Here is a 21,056-nt window from a genome sequence, read left to right on the forward strand (position 1 = left end):
TAAACGGGTCAGTCTTATACGGACTGACAGCATTTCCCTCACCCATAAGGGAAATCCCTCTCTAAATTCCGATTCAGTAGTGTGGTATTTCCTTAATGAAAGTGTTGAAAGGCCAGGACATCCTGGCACTCGGCTTTATGACTTTTGCCCTGTTCGTCGGGGCCGGCAACATCATTTTCCCGCCTATCGTCGGCCTGCAGTCCGGACCCCATGTCTGGATGGCGGCGCTGGGCTTCCTGATCACTGCGGTCGGTCTGCCGGTGATCACCGTGGTTGCCCTGGCCAAGGTCGGCGGCGCCATGGACGCGCTGAGCACGCCTATCGGCAAGCTGGCCGGTGGCCTGCTGGCAGCGGTCTGCTACCTGGCGGTAGGCCCGCTGTTCGCCACGCCACGTACCGCTACCGTGTCCTTTGAAGTGGGCCTGGCGCCGTTGACCGGCGAAAGCCCGCTGGCCCTGTTCCTCTACAGTTCGGTGTACTTCCTGCTGGTGTTCTTCATCTCCCTGTACCCGGGCCGGCTGCTGGACACCGTCGGACGCTTCCTGGCGCCGCTGAAGATCATCGCTCTGGCTGTGCTGGGCATTGCGGCCTTTGCCTTGCCCGCCGGCGACATCGGCACCGCCACTCCCGAGTACGTTGCAGCACCGTTCTCCCAGGGCTTCATCAATGGTTACCTGACCATGGATACGCTGGGCGCGCTGGTGTTCGGCATCGTCATCGTCAATGCCATCCGTTCCCGCGGGGTCGAGTCGCCTCGGCTCATTACCCGTTATGCCGTGATCGCCGGCCTGATCGCCGGGGTCGGCCTGGCGCTGGTCTACGTCAGCCTGTTCCGCCTGGGCTCGGGCAGCCATGAAGTGGCCGCCGGTGCCAGCAACGGCGCCGCGGTATTGCACGCTTATGTGCAGCACACCTTCGGTTCCCTGGGCAGCGGTTTCCTCGCGGTGCTGATCTCCCTGGCCTGCCTGGTGACCGCCGTGGGCCTGACCTGCGCCTGCGCCGAGTACTTCAGCCGCGTCCTGCCGCTGTCCTACAAGACGCTGGTGGTGATCCTCGCGGCGTTCTCGCTGCTGGTATCGAACCTGGGCCTGACCAAGCTGATCGCGTTCTCGATCCCGGTGCTGACCGCGATTTACCCGCCGTGCATCGCCCTGGTGGCCCTGAGCTTCTGCAAGGACTTCTGGCAGGACCAGCGCCGTATCGTCGGCCCGGTGATGCTGGTGTCCTTCGTGTTCGGCCTGATCGATGCCCTCAAGGGCGCGGGCCTGGCCGGCTGGATGCCAACCCAGCTGTCGCACTTGCCGCTGAGCGAGCAGGGCCTGGCGTGGCTGGTGCCGTCGGTGATCGTGCTGGTGGTGGCAGTGATCTGCGATCGCCTGCTGGGCAAGCGCAGCGAAGCCCTGGCCTGACCTGAAGTTGATGGCCCGGGGTCGCCACAAGCGGTCCCCGAGCCCCTTAAAAAATGCCCCGCATCGATGGATGCGGGGCATTTTTTATGGGCGTACAGCGGTGTCTTTTTCCCCTGCGGGGCGTCGAAGCAGTGCCCTTTGCTTTTGTCTTCTGCCAACGCCTTACAGGAATTTGCATGTCGTTCGTTCAAGCCAACCTGATCCACCTACTGGCCGCCCTGTGGTTCGTCGTCTGCTGGGGTGGCTATACCCGCTACGCCAGTTGGAAGGGAAGGGACACCGCGTGCCTGGCCAGCGTCCTGCACCTGTATCGCGAGGACTGGATGCGCCGCATGCTGCTGCGGGACAACCGCATCGCCGATGCCAGCGTGATCGGCAACCTGGAGCGCAATGCCTCGTTCTTCGCCTCCAGCACCCTGATTATCCTGGCGGGCATCCTCACTGTACTGGGCGCCTCGGAGCGTGCAGTGTCGCTGTTGGCGGACATTCCCATGGTCCAGCAGGCGTCCCAGGGCATGTCGGAAATCAAGCTGCTGTGCCTGGCGCTGGTGTTCGTCTATGCCTTCTTTACCTTCAGCTGGTGCATGCGCCAATACAACTTCGCCGCAGTGCTGGTGGGGTCGGCGCCAATGATCGGCGAGCGTCATGTTTCCGAGCAGGAGCGCAAGGCTTTTGCATCGCGAGCGGCTCGGGTAATTTCCATGGCGGCCAACCAGTTCAACTTCGGATTGCGTTCCTATTACTTCGGCATGACCATGCTGGCCTGGTTCGTCAGCCCCTGGTTATTCATGCTGATGAGCGCGGGTGTGGTGTTTGTCCTGTATCGGCGGGAGTTCCACTCCGATGTACTTGAGGTCATGGTCTATACACCGACAGAACAACCTGTGGTCGATAGCCCCAAAGACGCAGCCTGAGCGGTGATGCTGATCGATTGAACGGTTAAAAGGAGTTGGCCAATGAGCAGTTCGCGTGCCCTGAAGTACCTGTGCCTGGGGTTCTTCCTGTTGTCGGGCTGCAGGGCGCAAACCCTGTATCTGAATGGCGAAGCCCGGGGCAGGGTGGTAGATGCATTGAGCGGCATGCCGATCGCCGGGGCCAAGGGCGCCTTGTGTGGTGCACAGTTCCTGACGGCCGATGACGGGAGCTTCAAGGTCGAAGCGGCAACGGACTGGGAATGGGTCATGTTGCTGGCCGGGCGTTCGCCGCAGGACATCCCGCACCCTTGTTTCATGAGTATCGCGGCAGCGGATTACCAGACCCGCCAATGGCTGGCGCCTTTTACCGCCCACTACGACTTTCCCATCAGGTTGCTGCCCATTTCCAGCCCCTTGCACTATGCACTGGAGTCCCCGGGCAATGAATCGGTGCCAATTCAGCCGTTGCAGGCAGAGCCCCGCCAGGACGAATTGTTCCTGGGGGCAGGCGGCTGATCTTCAACGCTTAGTTGCTTGCCCGGCAACTAAGCACTGTTGTATTGAGCGACTGTTTTACGAGCAAGAAAAAGCCCGCACTTGGCGGGCTTTGTTCTTTGTTGCGCTAAAACCGACTTAGTTGGTTTTAGGAGCTGCTTCCTTGGCGCTTTCTTCAGCAGCAGCCTTGTTGGATTCAGCCTGATCTTTGGCTGCTTCGGCGTTTTCTTTTGCCGCGTCGTTCACTTTATCCTGTGCTTCGTTCATTTTCTGTTGGGCTTGCTCAGCATGTTGATTGGCATCTTGAGCTTTGTCCTCGGATTTTTTGTCGCAGGCAGCCAGACCGAGGGAAGCGGTCAGCATCAGAGCAATAGCCAAAGTCTTACGCATGGGGTGTTTCTCCTTAGTGAAGATATCTACTGGCCTTTCGATCATGGCCTTGTGATTTAAGTTCCTTGAGACTCACAGATATATTAAGTAGTCATTTCATGGAACTTTTGCCTGCTTCATTCAACGCACATTCCCGACAATAAAAAGAGATAAATCCCATGGCGCAAAACCCTATTTCTGAGCGTGCGGCGCGCTTTCTTTCCGCCTTGCGCCACTGCCAGGTGCTGGGCATCCGGGTACATAGCGCCTCTGAAGAGGGCCTGACCCTGACCTTGCCCTACAGTCCGCAGATTGTCGGCGACCCGCAAACCGGGATCATTCATGGCGGTGCCCTGACCACGCTGATGGACAGCGCCTGTGGCATGGCCACGCTTTGCGTGCTGCCGGAGTTCGAGGTGTGTCCGACCCTGGACCTGCGCATAGACTATATGCATCCGGCGGTCCCTCATCATGACGTGCACGGCTTTGCCCAGTGTTACCGGGTCACCACCGATGTGATCTTTACCCGCGGCTTTGCCTATCAGGATGATCCCGAGCGTCCCGTGGCTCATGTAGTCGGCACTTTCATGCGCATGGGCCGAGGGCTCAAGGGCAGCCGCGGGCTGGCCAGCTCGATCAAGGGGGAGCGGGTTCGAGCACTCCTGGAGCAGGCTCGCCAGCAGGGCGATTACACCGCGTTGCTGGAGCAGATCCCCTACGCGAAGCTGATTGGCATCGAGTGCACGCAACTGGGAGATGAACTGCTTTTTCGCCTGCCGGCCAACAAGGACAATATCGGCAACCCTCTGCTTCCAGCCCTGCACGGTGGAGTGATCGCCGGTTTCATGGAACTGGCGGCCGCCTTGCATTTGCTGATTCTCACCGGCTCGCCCGGGGTGCCGAAAATCATCGACTTTTCCCTCGATTACCTGCGCGCCGGGCAGTTTCGCGACACCTTTGCCCGCTGCCAGGTATGCCGGCAGGGCAGGAGGGTGGCCAATGTCGCCATCACCGCCTGGCAGAGCACTGCCGAGGAGTCGATTGCCACCGCTCGCGCACATTTCAAGATCGAAGAGAGCACCGGCCCTTGAAATCCAGCGAGCGACCCCCACTTTCATGTCATCCCGCCGCCCTCCGCTCCCGGAACGCGGCCAATGCCATCTGATTGGAGTTTGATGACCATGAGTGTGGAAACTCAAAAGGAAACCCTGGGCTTCCAGACCGAGGTGAAGCAACTGCTGCACCTCATGATCCATTCGCTGTATTCCAACAAGGAAATCTTCCTTCGCGAATTGATCTCGAACGCCTCTGACGCCGTCGACAAATTGCGCTTCGAAGCCCTGTCCAAGCCCGAGTTGCTGGAAGGTGGCGCCGAACTGAAAATCCGTGTGAGCTTCGACAAGGACGCGAAAACCGTCACCCTCGAAGACAACGGTATTGGCATGAGCCGAGAAGATGTGATCACCCACCTGGGGACCATCGCCAAATCCGGCACCGCCGATTTCATGAAGAACCTCACTGGCGACCAGAAGAAGGATTCGCACCTGATCGGTCAGTTCGGTGTTGGCTTCTACTCCGCCTTTATCGTGGCCGACCAGGTTGAAGTGTTCAGCCGCCGTGCCGGCCTGCCTGCCAGCGAAGGCGTGCACTGGTCTTCCAAGGGCGAGGGCGAGTTCGAAGTTGCGACCATCGACAAGGCCGAGCGCGGCACCCGCATCGTCCTGCACCTGAAATCCGGTGAAGACGAGTTCGCCGATGGCTGGCGCCTGCGCAACATCATCAAGAAGTATTCCGACCACATCGCCTTGCCGATCGAGCTGCCCAAAGAAGCCGCTGCCGCTGAAGGCGAAGAGAAACCTGCGCTGGAGTGGGAAACCGTCAACCGCGCCAGTGCCCTGTGGACCCGTCCGCGTACCGAGATCAAGGACGAGGAATACCAGGAGTTCTACAAGCACATCGCCCATGACTTCGAAAACCCGCTGAGCTGGAGCCACAACAAGGTCGAAGGCAAGCTGGAGTACAGCTCGCTGCTCTACGTACCGGCTCGCGCGCCGTTCGACCTGTACCAGCGTGAAGCGCCCAAGGGCCTCAAGCTCTACGTGCAGCGCGTGTTCGTCATGGATCAGGCCGAGTCGTTCCTGCCGCTGTACCTGCGCTTCATCAAGGGCGTGGTGGACTCCAACGACCTGTCGCTGAACGTCTCGCGGGAAATCCTGCAGAAAGACCCGATCATCGACTCGATGAAGTCGGCGCTGACCAAGCGTGTCCTCGACATGCTGGAGAAACTGGCGAAGAACGAGCCCGAGCAATACAAGGGCTTCTGGAAGAACTTCGGCCAGGTGATGAAGGAAGGCCCGGCCGAGGACTTCGCCAACAAGGAGAAGATTGCCGGCCTGCTGCGCTTCGCCTCCACCCAGGGCGACGACGGCGAGCAGAATGTTTCCTTGGCCGACTACCTGGCTCGCGCCAAGGAAGGCCAGGACAAGATCTACTTCCTCACCGGCGAATCCTACGCCCAGGTGAAGAACAGCCCGCACCTGGAAGTCTTCCGCAAGAAAGGCATCGAAGTGCTGCTGCTCACCGACCGTATCGACGAGTGGCTGATGAGCTACCTCAACGAGTTCGACGGCAAGAGCTTTGTCGACGTGGCGCGCGGCGACCTGGACCTGGGCAACCTCGACTCCGAAGAGGACAAGAAGGCTGCCGAGGAAGTCGCCAAGACCAAGGAAGGCCTGGTTGAGCGGATCAAGACCGCCCTGGGCGAGAGTGTCAGCGAAGTGCGGGTTTCCCACCGCCTGACCGATTCGCCGGCGATCCTGGCCATTGGCGAGCAGGACCTGGGCCTGCAAATGCGTCAGATCCTTGAAGCCAGCGGGCAGAAGGTTCCGGATTCCAAGCCGATCTTCGAGTTCAACCCGACTCACCCGCTGATCGAGAAACTCGACGGCGAGCAGAGCGAAGAGCGTTTTGGCGACCTGTCGCACATTCTCTTTGATCAGGCGGCCCTGGCGGCCGGTGACAGCTTGAAGGATCCGGCGGCCTATGTGCGCCGGCTGAACAAGCTGCTAGTGGAGCTGTCGGTTTAACCACGTTGCAAGAAAAACCCGCTTCGGCGGGTTTTTTCATTCTGGTGTCCCCCTACTGGAGAAGATGAGTCATGAGTCAAATCACAGTGCGTTCCGTGGTCTATCAGATCGATGGCCAGCCCTATGAAGGCCGCTTGGCCTTCGATGCCGCCCATAAAGCTGCGCGTCCGGGGTTGCTGATGGCGCCGAACTGGATGGGTGTCAGCGCCGGCGCGGAGAAGATCGCCGAGGTGGTGGCGGCCAAGGGTTATGTGGTGCTGATCGCCGATCTGTATGGCCAGTCGCTGCGCCCCAGCGATGCGAGCCAGGCCGGTGCCGCGATGATGCCGCTCAAGGATGATCGGGCGTTGTTGCGCAAGCGCATGCAGGCGGCCTTTGCGGCCTTGCAGAGCCAGGGCGAAGCCGCGGTGGACACCTCCAGGCTGGCCACCTTCGGCTTCTGCTTTGGCGGCTGCTGCGCCCTGGAACTGGCCCGCAGTGGCGCGCCGGTGAAGGCGGCGGTGTCGTTCCACGGCACCCTGGACACCCCCAACCCTGCCGATGCCAACAACATCAAGGGTTCGGTACTGGTACTGCACGGCGCGGCGGACCCGTTCGTGGCCAAGGAGCAACTGCCGGCCTTCGAAGCGGAAATGGACGCCGCGGGAGTGGACTGGCAACTGGTCAGCTACGGTGGCGCGGTGCATTCCTTCACCGACACCCACGCCAACCTGCCGGGCAAGATGATGTACGACGCCAAGACCTCGGCCCGGGCCTTCGCCACCATGCATTACCTGCTGGACGAAGTCTTTAGCGGCTGACCCACCGACCCTGACCCCGTAGGAGCTGGCTTGCCAGCGAAGGCGCCAGTGAGAGCAACGCCAGACTCACGGGCCTGTTCGCCGGCAAACCGGCCCCTACCGATCAGTGGCGGGCGGGTGGCAATTCGATGCGCTCGCTTTCTCCCGGCACCTGCGGCCAGTCCCCGGCGGCCCAGCGTCTGCGAGCTTCATCGATCAACAGTGGATCGCTGGCGACGAAGTTCCAGTTGATCCGCCGCGGGCCGTCCAGGGCGGCGCCACCGATCAGCACCGCATGGCAATCGCTCTCGGCGAACAGCGTGGCGTTCTCCCCCTCTGGCAATACCACCAGCGAGTGCACGGGTAATGGCTCGCCGTCCAGTTGTGCCTCGCCCTCCAGTACATACAGCGCACGCTGTTGATGCTCGGTGGGAATCAGCAGGCTGGTGGCGGTCTGCAGCCGCAGCTCGGCATACAGGGTGGGGGAGAGCACCGGCACCGGCGACTCCAGGCAGAAACCGCTGCCGGCAATCATCCGAATCCTCACCCCCAGGTTGTCGCTCACCGGCAGGCTGCTGGCCGGGTGATGGCTGTAGTGCCCCGGGCCCTGCTCCTGTTCTTTGGGCGAGGCCAGCCAGACCTGCAGGCCGTGCATGGCAAACCCCTGGGCCTGCAAGAGTGCTGGCGTGCGCTCGACATGGGCGATGGCGCTGCCGGCGGTCATCCAGCTGACGTCCCCGGCGCCCACGATCTGGTCGGAGCCCAGGCTGTCCTTGTGCTGGATCTGCCCGGCGAACAGGTAGGTCAGGGTGGAGAGGCCGATATGCGGATGCTGGCGGATATTCATGCCTTTGCCCGGCGGGTAGCGGGTTTCCAGCATGTGGTCGAAGAACACGAAAGGCCCGACACTGCGGCACTGGGCCGAAGGCAGGGGGCGCAGGATGGGCTGGCCTTCAACGTCCTCGGCACGGGGACGGATCACGAGGGGGGAGTTCATGGCGGATTCCAGGCTGATCGGGTTATGCCCGGGAGCATAACCCGCTTGTGCCCGCCTTGCCGCTACTGGCTGAAGGCGCCTTCGGAGAGGTGGGTCTCTATGCTGACTTCGCTGGTGGTCATCAGCTTGTGGATCGGGCAACGGTCGGCCACCCGGTGCAGCTCATCACGCTGGGCGTCGGTGAGCACGCCCTTGAGGGTCAGCTTCACATGCAGGGCGTACTTGCCCTTCTGCTCTTCGCTGTTGTCGTGCTTGATCTCCACGGTGACCCCGGTCAGCGGGATGTTCTTCTTCTGCGCGTAGAGCTTGAGGGTCAGGGCCTTGCAGGCGCCCAGGGCGGCATCGAAGTAGTCATGGGGCTCGGGGGCGGTGCCTTCGCCACCGGCGGACTTGGGCAGGTCGGTGAACAACTGGTGGTCGTCGACCTGGATGCTGTGGCGGAAACCTTCGCTGGACTCGGTATTGACGGTGATGGTCATGGCAAACCTCAGGCAGTGATGAATAAGGATCAGGCTGTAAGGGTGCTGAAGTTATAGAGCATATCGAAGCGCGGGCGTTCCCCTTTTTCTGAACCTGCGGCTCGGCGTCGCGGTCTATCCTGCTTCGATCCATGGGAGGCGGCCCGGTGCACTGGAACCCTGTTCAAGCAAGCTGTTTGTGGGCGCTGCTGATGCTGCCGCTGGCGGTGGCCCAGGCGCGTGACTATGTGTACAGCGACGCACACCTGCATTACGTGGACTTCTTCCAGGAAACCGCGGGCATGGAAGCCTTGCTCAAGGCTATGGATGACAACCGCATCGAACAGGTGATGATTGCCGGGATTCCGGTGGCCAAGAAATGGCACGAGGATGAACCCAAGCGCCCGCGCTACTACGCCGGGGACGATGCCGCGGCCTACTGGTACAGCGCCACCGACGTGCTGGTGGCCGCCGCGGTGAAAAAGCTGCCGGCCGAGCAGCGCCGGCGCTTTCATCCGTTCCTTTCGGGGTTCAACCCCAACGACAAGAACTCTGCGGCGCATATCCAGCGCATGCTCGATCTCGACCCGGGGCTGTGGCAGGGCATCGGCGAGGTCTTCACCCGGCATGACGACCTCACCGCGCTGACCGCCGGCGACACGCCGCGGGCCAATAACGAGGCGATGACCAAGGTCTATCACCTGGCGGCCGAGAACGACCTGCCGGTCATGCTGCACTCCAACATCACCTCCAAGCGCGAGCGCAATCCACTGTACCTGGCGGAAATCGAAGAACCGCTGCGCAATCACCCCCATACGCGTTTTATCTGGGCCCATGCCGGCACCAGTGCCGAGATCCATCGTCACCAGACCCGGCTGGAGTTCCTGCTGCCGACCCTGACGCGGCTGCTGGAGAGCTACCCCAATCTCTACATCGACCTGTCCTGGAGCCTGCTCACGCCCTATCTGCTGGATAAGCAGGGCAACCCCGACCCGGCCTGGCTGCAGCTGGTGGAGCGCTTCCCGGAGCGCTTCATGCTGGGTTCGGACGTGGTCGGGCGCTTCAACAAACTGGGGAGCGAGCTGCGGGGCTTCGATGGCTTTCTTGACGCCTTGCCGCAGGAGGTAGCACGCAAGGTGGCCCATGACAATTTCCTCGCCATCCTTCCCGCCAACCATCGTCCCTAGCAGGCGCCAGACTGTCATCAGCCTGTCATGCCTGCTTCATAAGCTCGCGCCATCTCAATCAAGGAGCGCGATATGCACCTCACTCGTTTAAGCGCACTGGCGGCGCTGATGATCTTCAGTGGCCTGGCCAGCGCCGAAGTCCGTGTCGAAGGGCCGGTGGAATACGGCGTGTTCGAAGGTCCCAAGGCCGAGCTGCAATCGGGGGAGCGGGTGCTGCGCCGCAGCAACGAGAAGATCCAGCAGACTTCCGTGGTGCCCGCCAGACTGGGGACCAAGTTCGGCATGCGTTACCAGTTGCTGGGCAAGGTGGCCGAAGATCAGCCCCTGACTCTTCTTTACCTGACGCCGGGCATCCGTACGCCGGACGGGGTACGCCATGACAAGTTCGAAATTACTCAGAAACTGGTGCCCAACGCTCCCCAGGACGTGATGGCCTACGAGTTCACCGAAAGCCATGAAGTGGTCCCGGGCGAGTGGCGTTTCATGGTGTTCCAGGGCGACCGATTGTTGGCAGAACAGCGATTTTCTGTGCGCTGAATCGTTTTACGCCTAAGTATTGGAGTGCTAGGGCGTTTTGATATCACGTTTTTGTCTTACGCAATTTTCCAATGGCCCGATACCGTCTAAGAGCACCCTGCTGCAAGTTCTTGCAGCGCTCTAGGAAGGAGCCAGAGGAATGAGTCTTAGAAGTCTGAACATTGCGCTACGGGCGAGCCTGGGTTTCGGCTTGCTGGCGCTGATGGTGTTTGCCCTGGGGGCATTCGCCTTGATGCAGATGGGCAATATGCGCCAGCAGTCCGATGAAGTGGAAAGCAATTGGCTGCCCAGCGTGATGTCCGTAGGGGAAATGAACCAGGACCTGCTGCGCATTCGCGCCCTGACCCTGCGGCTGTTGATCAATCGCGACCCGCAGGCGATCACCCAGAACGAAAACAAGATCAACGAGATCAAGAGTGTCCTGGGGGCTGCCCAGAGCCGCTACGAATCCTTGATCCTCCTGCCCCAGGAGCGGGTCCTGTTCGATCGCTTCAAGACCATCGAAAAACAGTACCTGCAACGCCAGGAGCGGGTCATGCAGCTCTCCAGCCAAAACCAGCTGGAAGAAGCGGTCAAGGTGGTCAATGGCGAAATGAACCAGCTGGCCGATGAGATGGCCGCGACCCTGCACGAGCTGGTGGAGCTGAACAAGCAAAGCGCGACCCATGCCACCGATATGGCCCAGGCGGTGTTCAGCAAGTCGCGGGTATGGGTGATCGGCATGATTGCCCTGGCGGCGCTGGTGACCATCGGCCTGGCCCTGTTGTTGACCCGCAGTATCGTCCTGCCTCTGGCGCAGTCGGTGAATGTGGCCGAAGTGGTGGCCGGCGGCGATCTGACCGGCACTATCACGGTGACCGGCAGGGACGAGCCGGCGCGCCTGCTGCACGCGCTCAAGGCCATGCAGCACAGCCTGCGGGAAACCATCCGGCGCATCTCCGATTCATCCAGCCAGCTGGCCTCGGCCTCGGAAGAGCTCAGTTGTGTCACCGAGGATGCGACCCGTGGCCTGCATCAGCAGAGCCTGGAGATCGAACAGGCGGCCACGGCGGTAAACCAGATGACCGCAGCGGTGGAGGAGGTGGCCAGTAACGCAGTGGCCACGTCCGAAGCCTCGCGGGAGTCCGACCGCATCGCCCAGCACGGGCGCGAGCAGGTGCACCAGACGGTGCTCTCGATTGAGTCGCTGGCGCAGGACGTGACGGCCAATGCCAGCCAGGTGGAGGATCTGGCGCAGAAGGTCTATGGCATCAGCAAGGTACTGGAGGTGATCCGTTCCATTGCCGAGCAGACCAACCTGCTGGCGTTGAACGCGGCCATCGAGGCGGCACGGGCCGGGGATGCGGGACGCGGGTTCGCAGTGGTGGCCGATGAAGTCCGTGCCCTGGCTCATCGGACCCAGCAGTCGACCCAGGAAATCGAGCAGATGATCGGCGGTATCCAGCAGGGCACCGACCAGGCCGTCAGTTCCATGCAGCAGAGCAACAACCGCGCCCATTCGACCCTGGAGGTGGCCAAGGCGGCAGGACAGGCGCTGGAGGAAATCGCTTCGGCCTTCACCCAGATCAATGAGCGCAACATCGTCATTGCCAGCGCCTCGGAGCAGCAGGCGGCAGTGGCGCGGGAGGTGGACCGCAACCTGATGAACATCCGCGACCTGGCCTTGCAGACCTCCGCCGGGGCCAATCAGACCAGTGCGGCCAGCCAGGAGTTGTCGCGCCTGGCGGTGGACCTGAACAGCATGGTGGCGCGTTTCTCGGTCTGAGCCTTCTGGCAGGCGAAAAAAAGCCCCGAACCGGTCGGGGCTTTTTCATTTCGCGAAGCGGCGGGGCTTACTTGCCCTGCCAGCGCTTCAGGACCAGGGTGGCGTTGGTGCCACCGAAGCCGAAGCTGTTGCTCATCACGGTGTTGATGGTGGCGTCTTCGCGGGTCTTGGTCAGGATCGGCATATCGGCCACTTCCGGATCCAGCTCGTCGATGTTGGCCGAACCGGCCATGAAGTTGCCTTCCATCATCAGCATGCAGTAGATCGCTTCGTGAACGCCGGCAGCGCCCAGGGAGTGACCCGACAGGCTCTTGGTGGAGCTGATGGCCGGGGCCTTGTCGCCGAACACTTCACGCACGCCCTTCATTTCCGCGACGTCGCCGACCGGGGTCGAAGTGCCGTGGGTGTTCAGGTAGTCGATAGGGGTGTCGACGGTGGACATGGCCATTTCCATGCAGCGGATTGCACCTTCGCCGCTTGGAGCCACCATGTCGTAGCCATCGGAAGTGGCGCCGTAGCCGACGATTTCCGCGTAGATCTTGGCGCCACGGGCCAGAGCGTGTTCCAGCTCCTCGACCACCACCATGCCGCCACCGCCGGCGATGACGAAACCGTCACGCTTGGCGTCGTAGGCGCGGGAGGCCTTTTCCGGGGTTTCGTTGTACTGGGTGGACAGGGCACCCATGGCGTCGAACAGGAACGACTGGGTCCAATGCTCTTCTTCACCGCCACCGGCGAAGACGATGTCCTGCTTGCCCATCTGGATCTGTTCCATGGCGGTACCGATGCAGTGAGCACTGGTGGCGCAGGCAGACGCGATGGAGTAGTTCAGGCCCTTGATCTTGAACGGTGTGGCCAGGCAGGCGGAAACGGTGCTGCTCATGGTCCGCGTTACACGGTATGGGCCAACGCGCTTGACGCCTTTCTCGCGCAGGATGTCCAGCGCTTCCATCTGGTTCAGGGTCGAAGCGCCGCCGGAGCCGGCGATCAGGCCGGTGCGCGGGTTGGACACTTGCTCTTCGCTCAGGCCGGAGTCGGCGATGGCGTCTTTCATGGCCAGGTAGGCGTAAGCCGCCGCATGGCCGACGAAGCGATAGATCTTGCGATCGATCAGCTCTTCAAGGTTCAGGTCAATGGAGCCGGAAACCTGGCTACGCAGACCCATTTCGGCATATTCCGGGTTGAAGCGGATGCCAGGGCGACTTGCACGCAGGTTAGCGGAGACGGTCTCTTTGTCATTGCCCAGGCACGAAACAATGCCAAGACCTGTGATAACGACGCGGCGCATGCGGATAACCCTTAGAAGTTGTCAGTTGAAGTAAACACGCCGACCCGGAGGCCTTCGGCGGTATAGATTTCGCGGCCGTCAACGCTGACCGAACCATCGGCGATGGCCATGTTCAGCTTGCCCTTGAGCACGCGCTTGATGTGAATGTTATAGGTGACTTTCTTGGCGGTCGGCAGGACCTGGCCGAAGAATTTCACTTCCCCCGAACCCAGGGCGCGACCGCGGCCCGGCAAGCCCTGCCAGCCGAGGAAGAAGCCCACCAGTTGCCACATGGCATCCAGGCCCAGGCAGCCTGGCATCACCGGGTCGCCTTCGAAGTGGCAAGCGAAGAACCACAGGTCTGGAGTGATATCCAGCTCAGCGACCAACTCACCTTTACCGTACTTGCCACCCTCTTCGCTGATATGGGTGATGCGATCCACCATCAGCATGTTGGGGGCGGGCAGTTGCGCGTTACCTGGGCCGAACAGCTCACCGCGACTGCAGCGCAGCAGGTCTTCCCGAGTAAAGGCGTTTTGTTTGGTCATGCGAGCTCCTCAATAGTCCCGTGCGGCAGGGTTGGGCAAATCTTCCCGGCCGATCGAAGCGTTCATGCCTCGAGCCGGCAGCCTACTCATAGACTATTGCGTTGTAGTGAAAGTCACAGCGCAAAGGGCATGAATGTACACTTGTGCACTGAAATTTTTTTTGAGGGCCTTTTCAGGGCCCTGTCGGGTGCCTAAGACTGCCGCACTTTCGCCCATGACGCCAGTCGTAGCTGTTGGAAAATAGCCGGTTATTGCACCCAACGTTGGAGAATTTGCTGCAGATCCGCGCGCTTGAAAGGCTTGGCCAGGTAGTCGTTCATGCCCGCTGCAAGGCAGGCTTCACGGTCGCCCTGCAAGGCGTTGGCGGTCAGGGCGATGATCGGTAAATCGGCACAGCCGGGCAGTTGGCGGATCTGCCGGGTGGCTTCATAGCCGTCGACCAGCGGCAGTCGGCAATCCATCAGAATCGCCTCGAAGATCAGGCTTTCGGCACTGCGAACCGCCTGGGCGCCGTCGGTGACGATGCTCACGGTGAACCCCAGGCTGCGCAGCATGGCCTGGATCACGGTCTGGTTCACCGGGTTGTCTTCCACCAGCAGCACGTTGCGGCCTTCACCGGAGTGCTGATTGCTGCTCACCCGCGGGGCCAGTACCGGCAGGCTCTGCTGGAACAGCGCCAGGGGGATTTCCAGGGTGAACACCGAGCCTCGGCCTTCCTCGCTCTGGGCTCGCAGGGTGCCACCCATGCGCTCGGCCAGGGTGCGGGCGATGGGCAGGCCCAGGCCGGTGCCGCCATAGCGACGGGAAATCGAGCTGTCGGCCTGCTGGAAGGCGTCGAACATCAGCTCCAGGCTGGCCGGGCTGATGCCGATACCGCTGTCGCGCACTGCGCAGGTAAACCACAGCAGTTCGTGATCCAGGGCCTGCCACTGGGGCTCGATGGTGATGCTGCCCTGCTCGGTGAATTTCAGGGCGTTGCCGATCAGGTTGACCAGGATCTGCCGGATTCGCGTCGGGTCGCCCTTGACCTGCAGCGACTCCATGCCCGGCGGCAGCCGCAGTTGCAAGTCCAGGCCGCGTTGCAGGGCGCTGTGCTGGAAGGCCTGGGCCGAGCTGGTGATCAGTTCGGCAAGGTTGAACGGGATGTGCTCCAGTTCCAGGGCCGAGCGTTCGATGCGGGAGAAGTCGAGGATGTCGTTGATCACCTTCAGCAGGTGTTCGGTGGATTCCGACGCCAGCGCCGCGTACTCGCTCTGTTCCTGGGTCATCTGGGTGGTTTCCAGCAGTTGCAGCATGCCCAGCACACCGTTCATCGGTGTGCGCAGCTCGTGGCTCATCATCGCCAGGAAATCCGACTTGGCCTTGTTCGCCCGTTCCGCCTCTTCCCGGGTCTGGATCAACTGGGACATGGCCTGGTGCTGCTCGCGGCTGGCCAGTTCCAGACCGGCGGCGAGGTTGTTGATGTGCCGGGCCAGGTTGCCCAGCTCGCCATCGTCGACGATCGGCAGCGGGGTCTTGAAATCCCCTTCCTGGATTGCCTTCACCGCATCGCCCATGGCGCGGATCGGCTGTGCCAGGCCGGCCGCCAGGCGCCGGGCCAGGAGGAAGGTGAAGAGCAGGGCGAACAGCGCGAGGATGGCGGCCTTGAGGAGGATTTCCTGCTGGCGCTGGCTGAAGGCGTCGTTGGACATGCCGACGATCACCCGGCCCAGGTAACCATCGCCCTGGGCGGCCATGCTGGCCGGATCGTTCTGCAGAAAGTCGTTGTGCACCTGGATGCGCTGCAGGCGTACCGGGGCCTGGAATACCTTGATCTGCTGCGCGTGGTTGTGGCTGGCCGAGGGCTGTTCCACGTACACCAGGATGTTGTTGGCGCTGTCCTGCACTTCCAGGAAGTGCACATGAGGTGTGGCCAGGGTTGCCTGCAGGAGGCTCTCCAGGCCCTCGTTGTTGCCGGAGATCACCCCGTACTCGGTGGCTGGCGCCAGTTGATTGGCGATCAGTTGCCCGGTGTGGTTGAGCTCCTGGCGCAAGTCCTGGATTCGCACGAAGGTAAAGAAGCTGATCAGCAGCAGGGTCAGGAGCAGGGCCGGGCCCAGGCTGATGAGCTGAGTGCGGGTCTGGATATCCCATCGGCGACGCAATGTCATGGGTGCTTCTCTCCTTCACTCAACTGGCGCGCAACGGCCTGCGGGTCGATTTCCTCGATGCCCAGCGAGCGTGCCACCTGTGGGTTGCTCAGTACTTTGAAAGCCGTCGGGTATAGCGCACGGGGCCAGCGGGCCGGCGGTTGGTCGAGCAGGCTGTCCAGGGTCTGCAGCCAGTCCTGCTGGTCGCTGTAGGTGCTGGCCAGGCTGCCGGCCCGGACGAAGCCGGCATTGGGGCCGATCAGCGCCTGTTGCCGGGCGTAGCTGCTCAGTAGCAGGTTCTTCACGGTTTTCGGGTTGTACAGCTTCGGATCATCCAGGCCCAGCAGCACTTCGCTGTTGCGCAGCAGGTTCTGCAGCGGGCGGCTGTCGCTGGTGCTGTCCCAGGGTTCGGCGATGATTTCCATGTTCAGGGTTTGCGCGGCCAGGTGCAGTTCCTTGAGCAGGAACCGGCTGTCGGCGCTGTACAGCACCCCCACCCGGCGCACCTGCGGCAGAACACTGCGGATCAGGCGTAACTGGCGCTCCAGGGGCGGATCGCTCCACAGCAGGCTCAACCGTGGATGAGGGCTTTGCACCAGGCGCTGTTGGGCCTGCAGGCGGCTGATGCGCAGGACCAGGGTCGGCGGGCCCAAGGGATCTTGCAGGCGCCAGTCGAGGCTTTGCGGGTCCAGCAGGATCAGGCGCGTGCTGCCGGGCAACTGGCCCGGCGGCGGCAGTTGGGCCAGGGGGACGAAGCGCACCTGGTCCCGGGGGCGCTGGGCGGCCAGTTCTTCGGTGAAGGTGCGCACGCTGCTGTTGTCGTCGCTGGCGGTGAGCAGCACATCGGCCGCCCACAACGGGTTGCCCAGCAGCATGCCCAGTACCAGCAGGCACAGGCACAGGCGACGATGTATGCGCAGGGCCTTCCAGGGCCGACAGTGGCCCATGTCAGAACTCGAGCTCCGCGCTGAAGTAGGCCACGTGGCGCGAGTCGTAGAGATTGTCGGCGAAGGTGGTGGGCTGGTGGTCGAGCCGTTGCTGCAGGGTGCCGGCCAGTTCCAGGCTGGTCTTGCTGCCCAGGGCCAGGCGCTTGGCGATGCGGGTGTCGACCCGTTCGAAACGGTAGCCGTTGAGGGCGCTGTCGCCATAGTAGAAGAGCGCGCTGGACCAGCCCTGGCCCCAATTGCGCAGCCAGCCGGCGGAGCCGCTGTTGCTGGCGGTCAGGCGCTGGTCCAGGCGGTTGCTGGCCTGGGCATGGACGTAGGCGTAGGTCAGGCGCAGGCGGTCGGCGCGGCTCAGTTGCCAGTCCAGCTGGCTCTCGGTACCGGCAAAGCGCGAGGCGTTGCTGTTGCTGGCGATGTACTGGTTGTTGCGCAGCGGCTCGCTGATCATCCCGGTGATTTCGTCATAGAACAGCTTGATGTCGAGGTTCAGCGCCTGGTCGACGAAGTAACCGTTGTAGCCCAGTTCCCGGGAACGCATGTGCTCCTGGTCGAGGTTGCCGGGGCCACGGGTCTTGACGAAGTACTGGGCGCTGTTCTGGCCGTAGACCGGGGTACTCAGGCCGGTGACCCGGTAGCTCCAGTTGACGTTGTTCTCGAACATGTCCGGGGAGCGGATGGCTTCCGAATACACTGCCCGCAAGCCGTGGCGCGGGTTGATCAGGTAGTTGACCGCGATCCTCGGGGTCAGGGAGTTGCCGGTCAGCTGGGTGTCTTCGTACATAGCCCCGCCCTGGATCAGCCAATGTTCGCTGGCCCGCCACTCCAGCTGGCCGAACAGGCGCCAGGTGGTGTCGTCGAGGGTGCCGTTGAAGTAGGTTTCGGAGTCGGCCCGGTCGTAACGGTAGTTCATGCCGCTGACCAGCCGCAGGTTGTCGCTGAGGCTCAGGGTGTCCTGCAGTTCCAGGTCGTAGCGGGTTTCCCGAGAGCTCTGGTCGATGTTGCCGCAGACGGTATTCTTGCCGCCGGTTTTCCATTGGTCGATGACCTGGTTGGCCAATGCCTGTTCCGTCGGGGTTCCACCGGGCGCCGCGCTTAAATAATCGGGCATGTGGCGCGCCAGGCGCTCGGCGTAGTTCGGGTTGAGTTGCCACAGGCGTGTCAGTTCGGGGCTGAAGGAAATTGCCGCGTCGCAGGCACGCCAGGTCTGCTGGCGGTCCCAGTGCTGGGCCGAACCCTGGATATAAAGGCTGTGCTGTGGATTGAGCTCCAGGTTCCAGCGCAGTGACCCGGCGTAATCCTTGGCCACCACATCGGAGTTGTTGCCTTGCTGGGTTACCCCGTGGAACACCGGCTGATAGGTATAGGGCCGCTGGTTGGTGCCTTCCTTGGCATTCAACTGCCAGTCGATGCTCTGCTGTTCATTGAGCATCTGGCTCACGGACAGACTGAAGCGGTTCAAGCGCTTGCTGTCGCGGTAGTCGGCCCCCAGGTGATTCTTGTCGAAGCCATCATCTTCCTGCCCCGACAGCGACAGGCGCAGGTCGCCGGTTTCCCAGCCGGTACCCTGGCTGGCGTACCAGTCGCTGATGCCGCGCTGGCCCCGGGTCAGCTTGACCCGCGTGCCATGGCTGTTGGCCGGGGCGCGGGTGATGATGTTGACTACCGCCATCAGCGCATTGGCGCCGTAGCTGACGGTATTGGGGCCGCGAAACACCTCGATGCGCTCGATGTCTTCCATGGCCACCGGGATATCGCTCCAGTCCACCGTCGCCAGGCCGGCGCGATACACCGAACGCCCGTCGATCAGCACTTGCATGCGCCGGGCTTCGCTGGCGTTGGTGCCGTGGTAGTTGACCGTGGCCTGGTTGCCGCTGATGGCGCCGACCATCATCCCCGGCACCAGGCGCAGCAGTTCGCTGATGTCCCGGGCGCCGCTGGCCTTGATCAACTCGTTGTCGAGCACCGTCATGCTGCCGGGAACCGCGGCAGGTGACTGTTTCAGGCGGGTGGCGGTGAGGACCTCGGGCAGGGCGGTGCCGTCCAGGAACAGATCGTCGGCCAGCACCGAGTGGCCGAACAGCATGCCCAGCAGCAGCGACAGACGAAGAGGTGAGGGGCCAGCGGACACGACACAGCCTTGAATCTTGATGGAAGGCGCGCATGTTAACCGAGATAGTCGAGTTTTCCAGTCGATAAGCCCGACATTCCCCGAATGACTCCACGTGTTCCCGACAGGTTGCCTGAATGGCCCCTGGGGCTGGTGGTGAGAAAACCGCCCCGTATAATGCCGCCATCGCCACTGCTATGGATTAACGGATTGCATATGACACAACAGCGCCCTATTGCGGTCCTGGGAGGCGGAAGTTTTGGTACCGCCGTGGCCAATCTGCTGGCCGAAAACGGTCACCGGGTGCGGCAGTGGATGCGCGACCCCGAGCAGGCCGAGGCCATTCGGGTCAACCGCGAGAATCCGCGCTATCTCAAGGGCATCAAGATTCATCCGGCGGTGGAGCCGGTCACCGACCTGCTGGCCACCCTCAATGACAGTGACCTGTGCTTTGTCGCCTTGCCCTCCAGCGCCCTGCGCTCGGTGCTGGCGCCCCACGCCGAGCTGCTCTGCGGCAAGCTGCTGGTCAGCCTGACCAAGGGCATCGAGGCCCAGACCTTCAAGCTGATGAGCGAGATCCTCCAGGACATCGCCCCGCAAGCGCGCATCGGCGTACTTTCCGGCCCCAACCTGGCTCGGGAAGTGGCCGAGCACGCCCTGACCGCCACCGTGGTCGCCAGTGAAGACGAAGAGCTCTGTCAGCGGGTCCAGGCTGCGCTGCATGGCCGCACCTTCCGTGTGTATGCCAGTGCCGACCGCTTCGGTGTGGAACTGGGCGGGGCGCTGAAGAACGTCTACGCGATCATCGCCGGCATGGCGGTGGCCCTGGGCATGGGGGAAAACACCAAGAGCATGCTGATTACCCGGGCGCTGGCGGAAATGACCCGCTTTGCCGTGAGCCAGGGCGCCAACCCCATGACCTTCCTCGGACTGGCCGGGGTCGGCGACCTGATCGTCACCTGTTCCTCGCCCAAGAGCCGCAACTACCAGGTGGGCTTTGCCCTGGGCCAGGGCCTGAGCCTGGAAGAGGCGGTGACCCGCCTGGGTGAGGTGGCGGAGGGCGTCAACACCCTCAAGGTGCTCAAGGTTAAGGCTCAGGAGCTGGGGGTCTACATGCCGCTGGTGGCCGGCCTGCACGCGATCCTGTTCGAAGGGCGTACGCTGAACCAGGTAATCGAGCTCTTGATGCGCGGCGAGCCGAAAACCGACGTCGACTTTATCTCCACCAGCGGATTCAACTGAGCAGCACAGGAGCCAGACATGAACGATACGAATTCCGAAGCCAAATACGAGTCCATCCTCCTGCGGGTGCTGTGGATGCTGATATTCGTGCTGGTGTGGCAGGTGGCGCAGTTTCTCCTGGGCGCGCTGGTGCTGGTGCAGTTGATCTATCGCCTGATCTACGGCGCGCCGAATGCCGGCCTGATGAACTTCGGCGATAGCCTGAGCCAGTTCCTGGCGCAGATCGGTCGGTTCGGCAGCTTCCATACCGAACAGAAACCCTGGCCGTTCGCCGATTGGCCCGCTCCCCGGGCGCCTGAAGGCGAAGCCCCCCATAGCGTGCCGCCAGCGCCTCACCCGGTGCGTGACGAGGAGCCCAAGCTGTGAAGCTGTGGGTGCTGCGTCACGGCCAGGCCGAGTCCCATGCGCCGACCGATGCCCAGCGCAACCTCACGGCCCATGGTCGCGAGGAAGTGCTGGGCAGCGCCGCGCACCTGATCGGCCAGCCCATCGCCGCGATCCTCGCCAGCCCTTATGTACGTGCCCAGCAGACTGCACAGCTGGTGCGCGAGGCCCTGGGGTTCGAAGGCGAGATCCGCACCGTGCCCTGGCTCACCCCCGAGGCCAACCCGCTGCAGGTGCTGGAGCAACTGGACAGTGCCGACAACCTGCTGCTGGTCAGCCATCAACCCCTGGTGGGCAACCTGATCGGTCTGTTGCAGCACGGCCACCTGCGTGATCCGCAGCCGATGAACACCGCCAGCCTGGCGGAGCTCGAAGGCGACTGGCCCCTGGCGGGGCTGATGACCTTGAATGCCGTGACACAGCCTTGATGGGCGCGGCG

20 protein-coding genes and 1 pseudogene are annotated in these 21,056 nt (G+C 62.4%); 13 read left to right on the forward strand and 8 right to left on the reverse strand.

Annotation, left to right across the window (positions count from 1 at the left end; all coding sequences use genetic code 11):
• The first annotated feature begins 95 nt into the window (after positions 1 to 95).
• From brnQ to ABCR88_RS09300, 3 genes are all read left to right on the forward strand, one after another.
• The gene (gene brnQ, locus ABCR88_RS09290; RefSeq protein ID WP_011060055.1) at positions 96 to 1,409 is read left to right on the forward strand and encodes a branched-chain amino acid transport system II carrier protein; all 1,314 of its coding nucleotides are present in this window, start codon (positions 96 to 98) and stop codon (positions 1,407 to 1,409) included.
• 176 nt (positions 1,410 to 1,585) lie between these two features.
• Positions 1,586 to 2,323, forward strand: coding sequence for a DUF599 family protein (locus ABCR88_RS09295; RefSeq protein ID WP_011060056.1), 738 nt, complete (start codon positions 1,586 to 1,588; stop codon positions 2,321 to 2,323).
• Positions 2,324 to 2,365: 42 nt separating this feature from the next.
• Positions 2,366 to 2,839 carry a hypothetical protein gene (locus ABCR88_RS09300; protein ID WP_236183542.1) on the forward strand — a complete coding sequence of 158 codons (474 nt, stop codon included), beginning with the start codon at positions 2,366 to 2,368 and terminating at the stop codon, positions 2,837 to 2,839.
• A 117-nt stretch (positions 2,840 to 2,956) separates the two neighbouring features.
• Here ABCR88_RS09300 and ABCR88_RS09305 read toward each other — a convergent pair whose 3' ends face one another.
• Positions 2,957 to 3,208: a hypothetical protein gene (locus ABCR88_RS09305; RefSeq protein ID WP_011060058.1), complete on the reverse strand. Its 252-nt coding sequence runs from the start codon at positions 3,206 to 3,208 to the stop codon at positions 2,957 to 2,959.
• A gap of 158 nt (positions 3,209 to 3,366) precedes the next feature.
• Between ABCR88_RS09305 and ABCR88_RS09310 the strand changes: the two are divergent.
• The 4 genes and pseudogenes from ABCR88_RS09310 to ABCR88_RS09325 all read left to right on the forward strand — a co-directional run.
• Positions 3,367 to 3,825: pseudogene (locus ABCR88_RS09310) on the forward strand (PaaI family thioesterase); the annotation flags it as partial.
• A 60-nt stretch (positions 3,826 to 3,885) separates the two neighbouring features.
• Positions 3,886 to 4,278 carry a PaaI family thioesterase gene (locus ABCR88_RS09315; RefSeq protein ID WP_350404893.1) on the forward strand — a complete coding sequence of 131 codons (393 nt, stop codon included), beginning with the start codon at positions 3,886 to 3,888 and terminating at the stop codon, positions 4,276 to 4,278.
• Between the two features lie 90 nt (positions 4,279 to 4,368).
• The gene (htpG, locus tag ABCR88_RS09320; protein WP_011060059.1) at positions 4,369 to 6,273 is read left to right on the forward strand and encodes a molecular chaperone HtpG; all 1,905 of its coding nucleotides are present in this window, start codon (positions 4,369 to 4,371) and stop codon (positions 6,271 to 6,273) included.
• Positions 6,274 to 6,344: 71 nt separating this feature from the next.
• A complete protein-coding gene (locus ABCR88_RS09325) occupies positions 6,345 to 7,073 on the forward strand; it encodes a dienelactone hydrolase family protein (protein ID WP_041116742.1) in 729 nt (242 codons plus the stop codon).
• A gap of 103 nt (positions 7,074 to 7,176) precedes the next feature.
• Here ABCR88_RS09325 and ABCR88_RS09330 read toward each other — a convergent pair whose 3' ends face one another.
• Together ABCR88_RS09330 and ABCR88_RS09335 are read right to left on the reverse strand one after the other, a co-directional pair.
• Positions 7,177 to 8,049, reverse strand: a complete 873-nt coding sequence (locus ABCR88_RS09330) for a pirin family protein (RefSeq protein ID WP_350023761.1) — start codon at positions 8,047 to 8,049, stop codon at positions 7,177 to 7,179.
• Positions 8,050 to 8,111: 62 nt separating this feature from the next.
• Positions 8,112 to 8,528 carry an OsmC family protein gene (locus ABCR88_RS09335; RefSeq protein ID WP_011060062.1) on the reverse strand — a complete coding sequence of 139 codons (417 nt, stop codon included), beginning with the start codon at positions 8,526 to 8,528 and terminating at the stop codon, positions 8,112 to 8,114.
• A gap of 131 nt (positions 8,529 to 8,659) precedes the next feature.
• On the opposite strand from ABCR88_RS09335, the gene ABCR88_RS09340 reads away from it, so the two are divergent.
• The 3 genes from ABCR88_RS09340 (at position 8,660) to ABCR88_RS09350 (ending at position 11,996) form a co-directional block, all read left to right on the forward strand.
• Entirely contained in the window at positions 8,660 to 9,694 is a 1,035-nt protein-coding gene (locus ABCR88_RS09340; protein WP_041116746.1) for an amidohydrolase family protein, read from the forward strand.
• Between the two features lie 72 nt (positions 9,695 to 9,766).
• Complete coding sequence (locus tag ABCR88_RS09345) at positions 9,767 to 10,231, forward strand: DUF3859 domain-containing protein (protein WP_015634675.1); 465 nt, start codon at positions 9,767 to 9,769, stop codon at positions 10,229 to 10,231.
• 139 nt (positions 10,232 to 10,370) lie between these two features.
• A complete protein-coding gene (locus ABCR88_RS09350; protein WP_041116747.1) occupies positions 10,371 to 11,996 on the forward strand; it encodes a methyl-accepting chemotaxis protein in 1,626 nt (541 codons plus the stop codon).
• A 67-nt stretch (positions 11,997 to 12,063) separates the two neighbouring features.
• Here the strand turns inward: ABCR88_RS09350 and fabB are convergent, their stop codons facing one another.
• The 5 genes from fabB to ABCR88_RS09375 form a co-directional block, all read right to left on the reverse strand.
• On the reverse strand, positions 12,064 to 13,284 hold the full coding sequence (gene fabB, locus ABCR88_RS09355) for a beta-ketoacyl-ACP synthase I (protein ID WP_011060066.1): 1,221 nt from the start codon (positions 13,282 to 13,284) through the stop codon (positions 12,064 to 12,066).
• Positions 13,285 to 13,295: 11 nt separating this feature from the next.
• Positions 13,296 to 13,811, reverse strand: a complete 516-nt coding sequence (gene fabA / locus ABCR88_RS09360) for a 3-hydroxyacyl-[acyl-carrier-protein] dehydratase FabA (protein WP_011060067.1) — start codon at positions 13,809 to 13,811, stop codon at positions 13,296 to 13,298.
• 248 nt (positions 13,812 to 14,059) lie between these two features.
• Complete coding sequence (locus ABCR88_RS09365; RefSeq protein WP_011060068.1) at positions 14,060 to 15,961, reverse strand: ATP-binding protein; 1,902 nt, start codon at positions 15,959 to 15,961, stop codon at positions 14,060 to 14,062.
• On the reverse strand, positions 15,958 to 16,887 hold the full coding sequence (locus ABCR88_RS09370; RefSeq protein WP_350404451.1) for an ABC transporter substrate-binding protein: 930 nt from the start codon (positions 16,885 to 16,887) through the stop codon (positions 15,958 to 15,960). The genes ABCR88_RS09365 and ABCR88_RS09370 overlap by 4 nt, the downstream gene beginning before the upstream one ends.
• A 1-nt stretch (position 16,888) precedes the next feature.
• Positions 16,889 to 19,012, reverse strand: a complete 2,124-nt coding sequence (locus tag ABCR88_RS09375) for a TonB-dependent receptor (protein WP_337153724.1) — start codon at positions 19,010 to 19,012, stop codon at positions 16,889 to 16,891.
• Positions 19,013 to 19,207: 195 nt separating this feature from the next.
• Between ABCR88_RS09375 and ABCR88_RS09380 the strand changes: the two genes are divergently transcribed.
• From ABCR88_RS09380 to sixA, 3 genes are read left to right on the forward strand one after another with little or no spacing between them, the layout of a single operon-like run.
• Entirely contained in the window at positions 19,208 to 20,233 is a 1,026-nt protein-coding gene (locus ABCR88_RS09380) for an NAD(P)H-dependent glycerol-3-phosphate dehydrogenase (protein WP_053149808.1), read from the forward strand.
• 18 nt (positions 20,234 to 20,251) lie between these two features.
• Complete coding sequence (locus ABCR88_RS09385; RefSeq protein WP_011060072.1) at positions 20,252 to 20,599, forward strand: DUF4389 domain-containing protein; 348 nt, start codon at positions 20,252 to 20,254, stop codon at positions 20,597 to 20,599.
• The gene (gene sixA / locus ABCR88_RS09390) at positions 20,596 to 21,045 is read left to right on the forward strand and encodes a phosphohistidine phosphatase SixA (protein WP_350023762.1); all 450 of its coding nucleotides are present in this window, start codon (positions 20,596 to 20,598) and stop codon (positions 21,043 to 21,045) included. The genes ABCR88_RS09385 and sixA overlap by 4 nt, the downstream gene beginning before the upstream one ends.
• The last annotated feature ends 11 nt before the right edge of the window (positions 21,046 to 21,056 follow it).

It is taken from the genome of Pseudomonas sp. W17 (assembly GCF_040268305.1).
In the GTDB taxonomy this organism is placed as follows: Bacteria; Pseudomonadota; Gammaproteobacteria; order Pseudomonadales; family Pseudomonadaceae; genus Aquipseudomonas; species Aquipseudomonas protegens.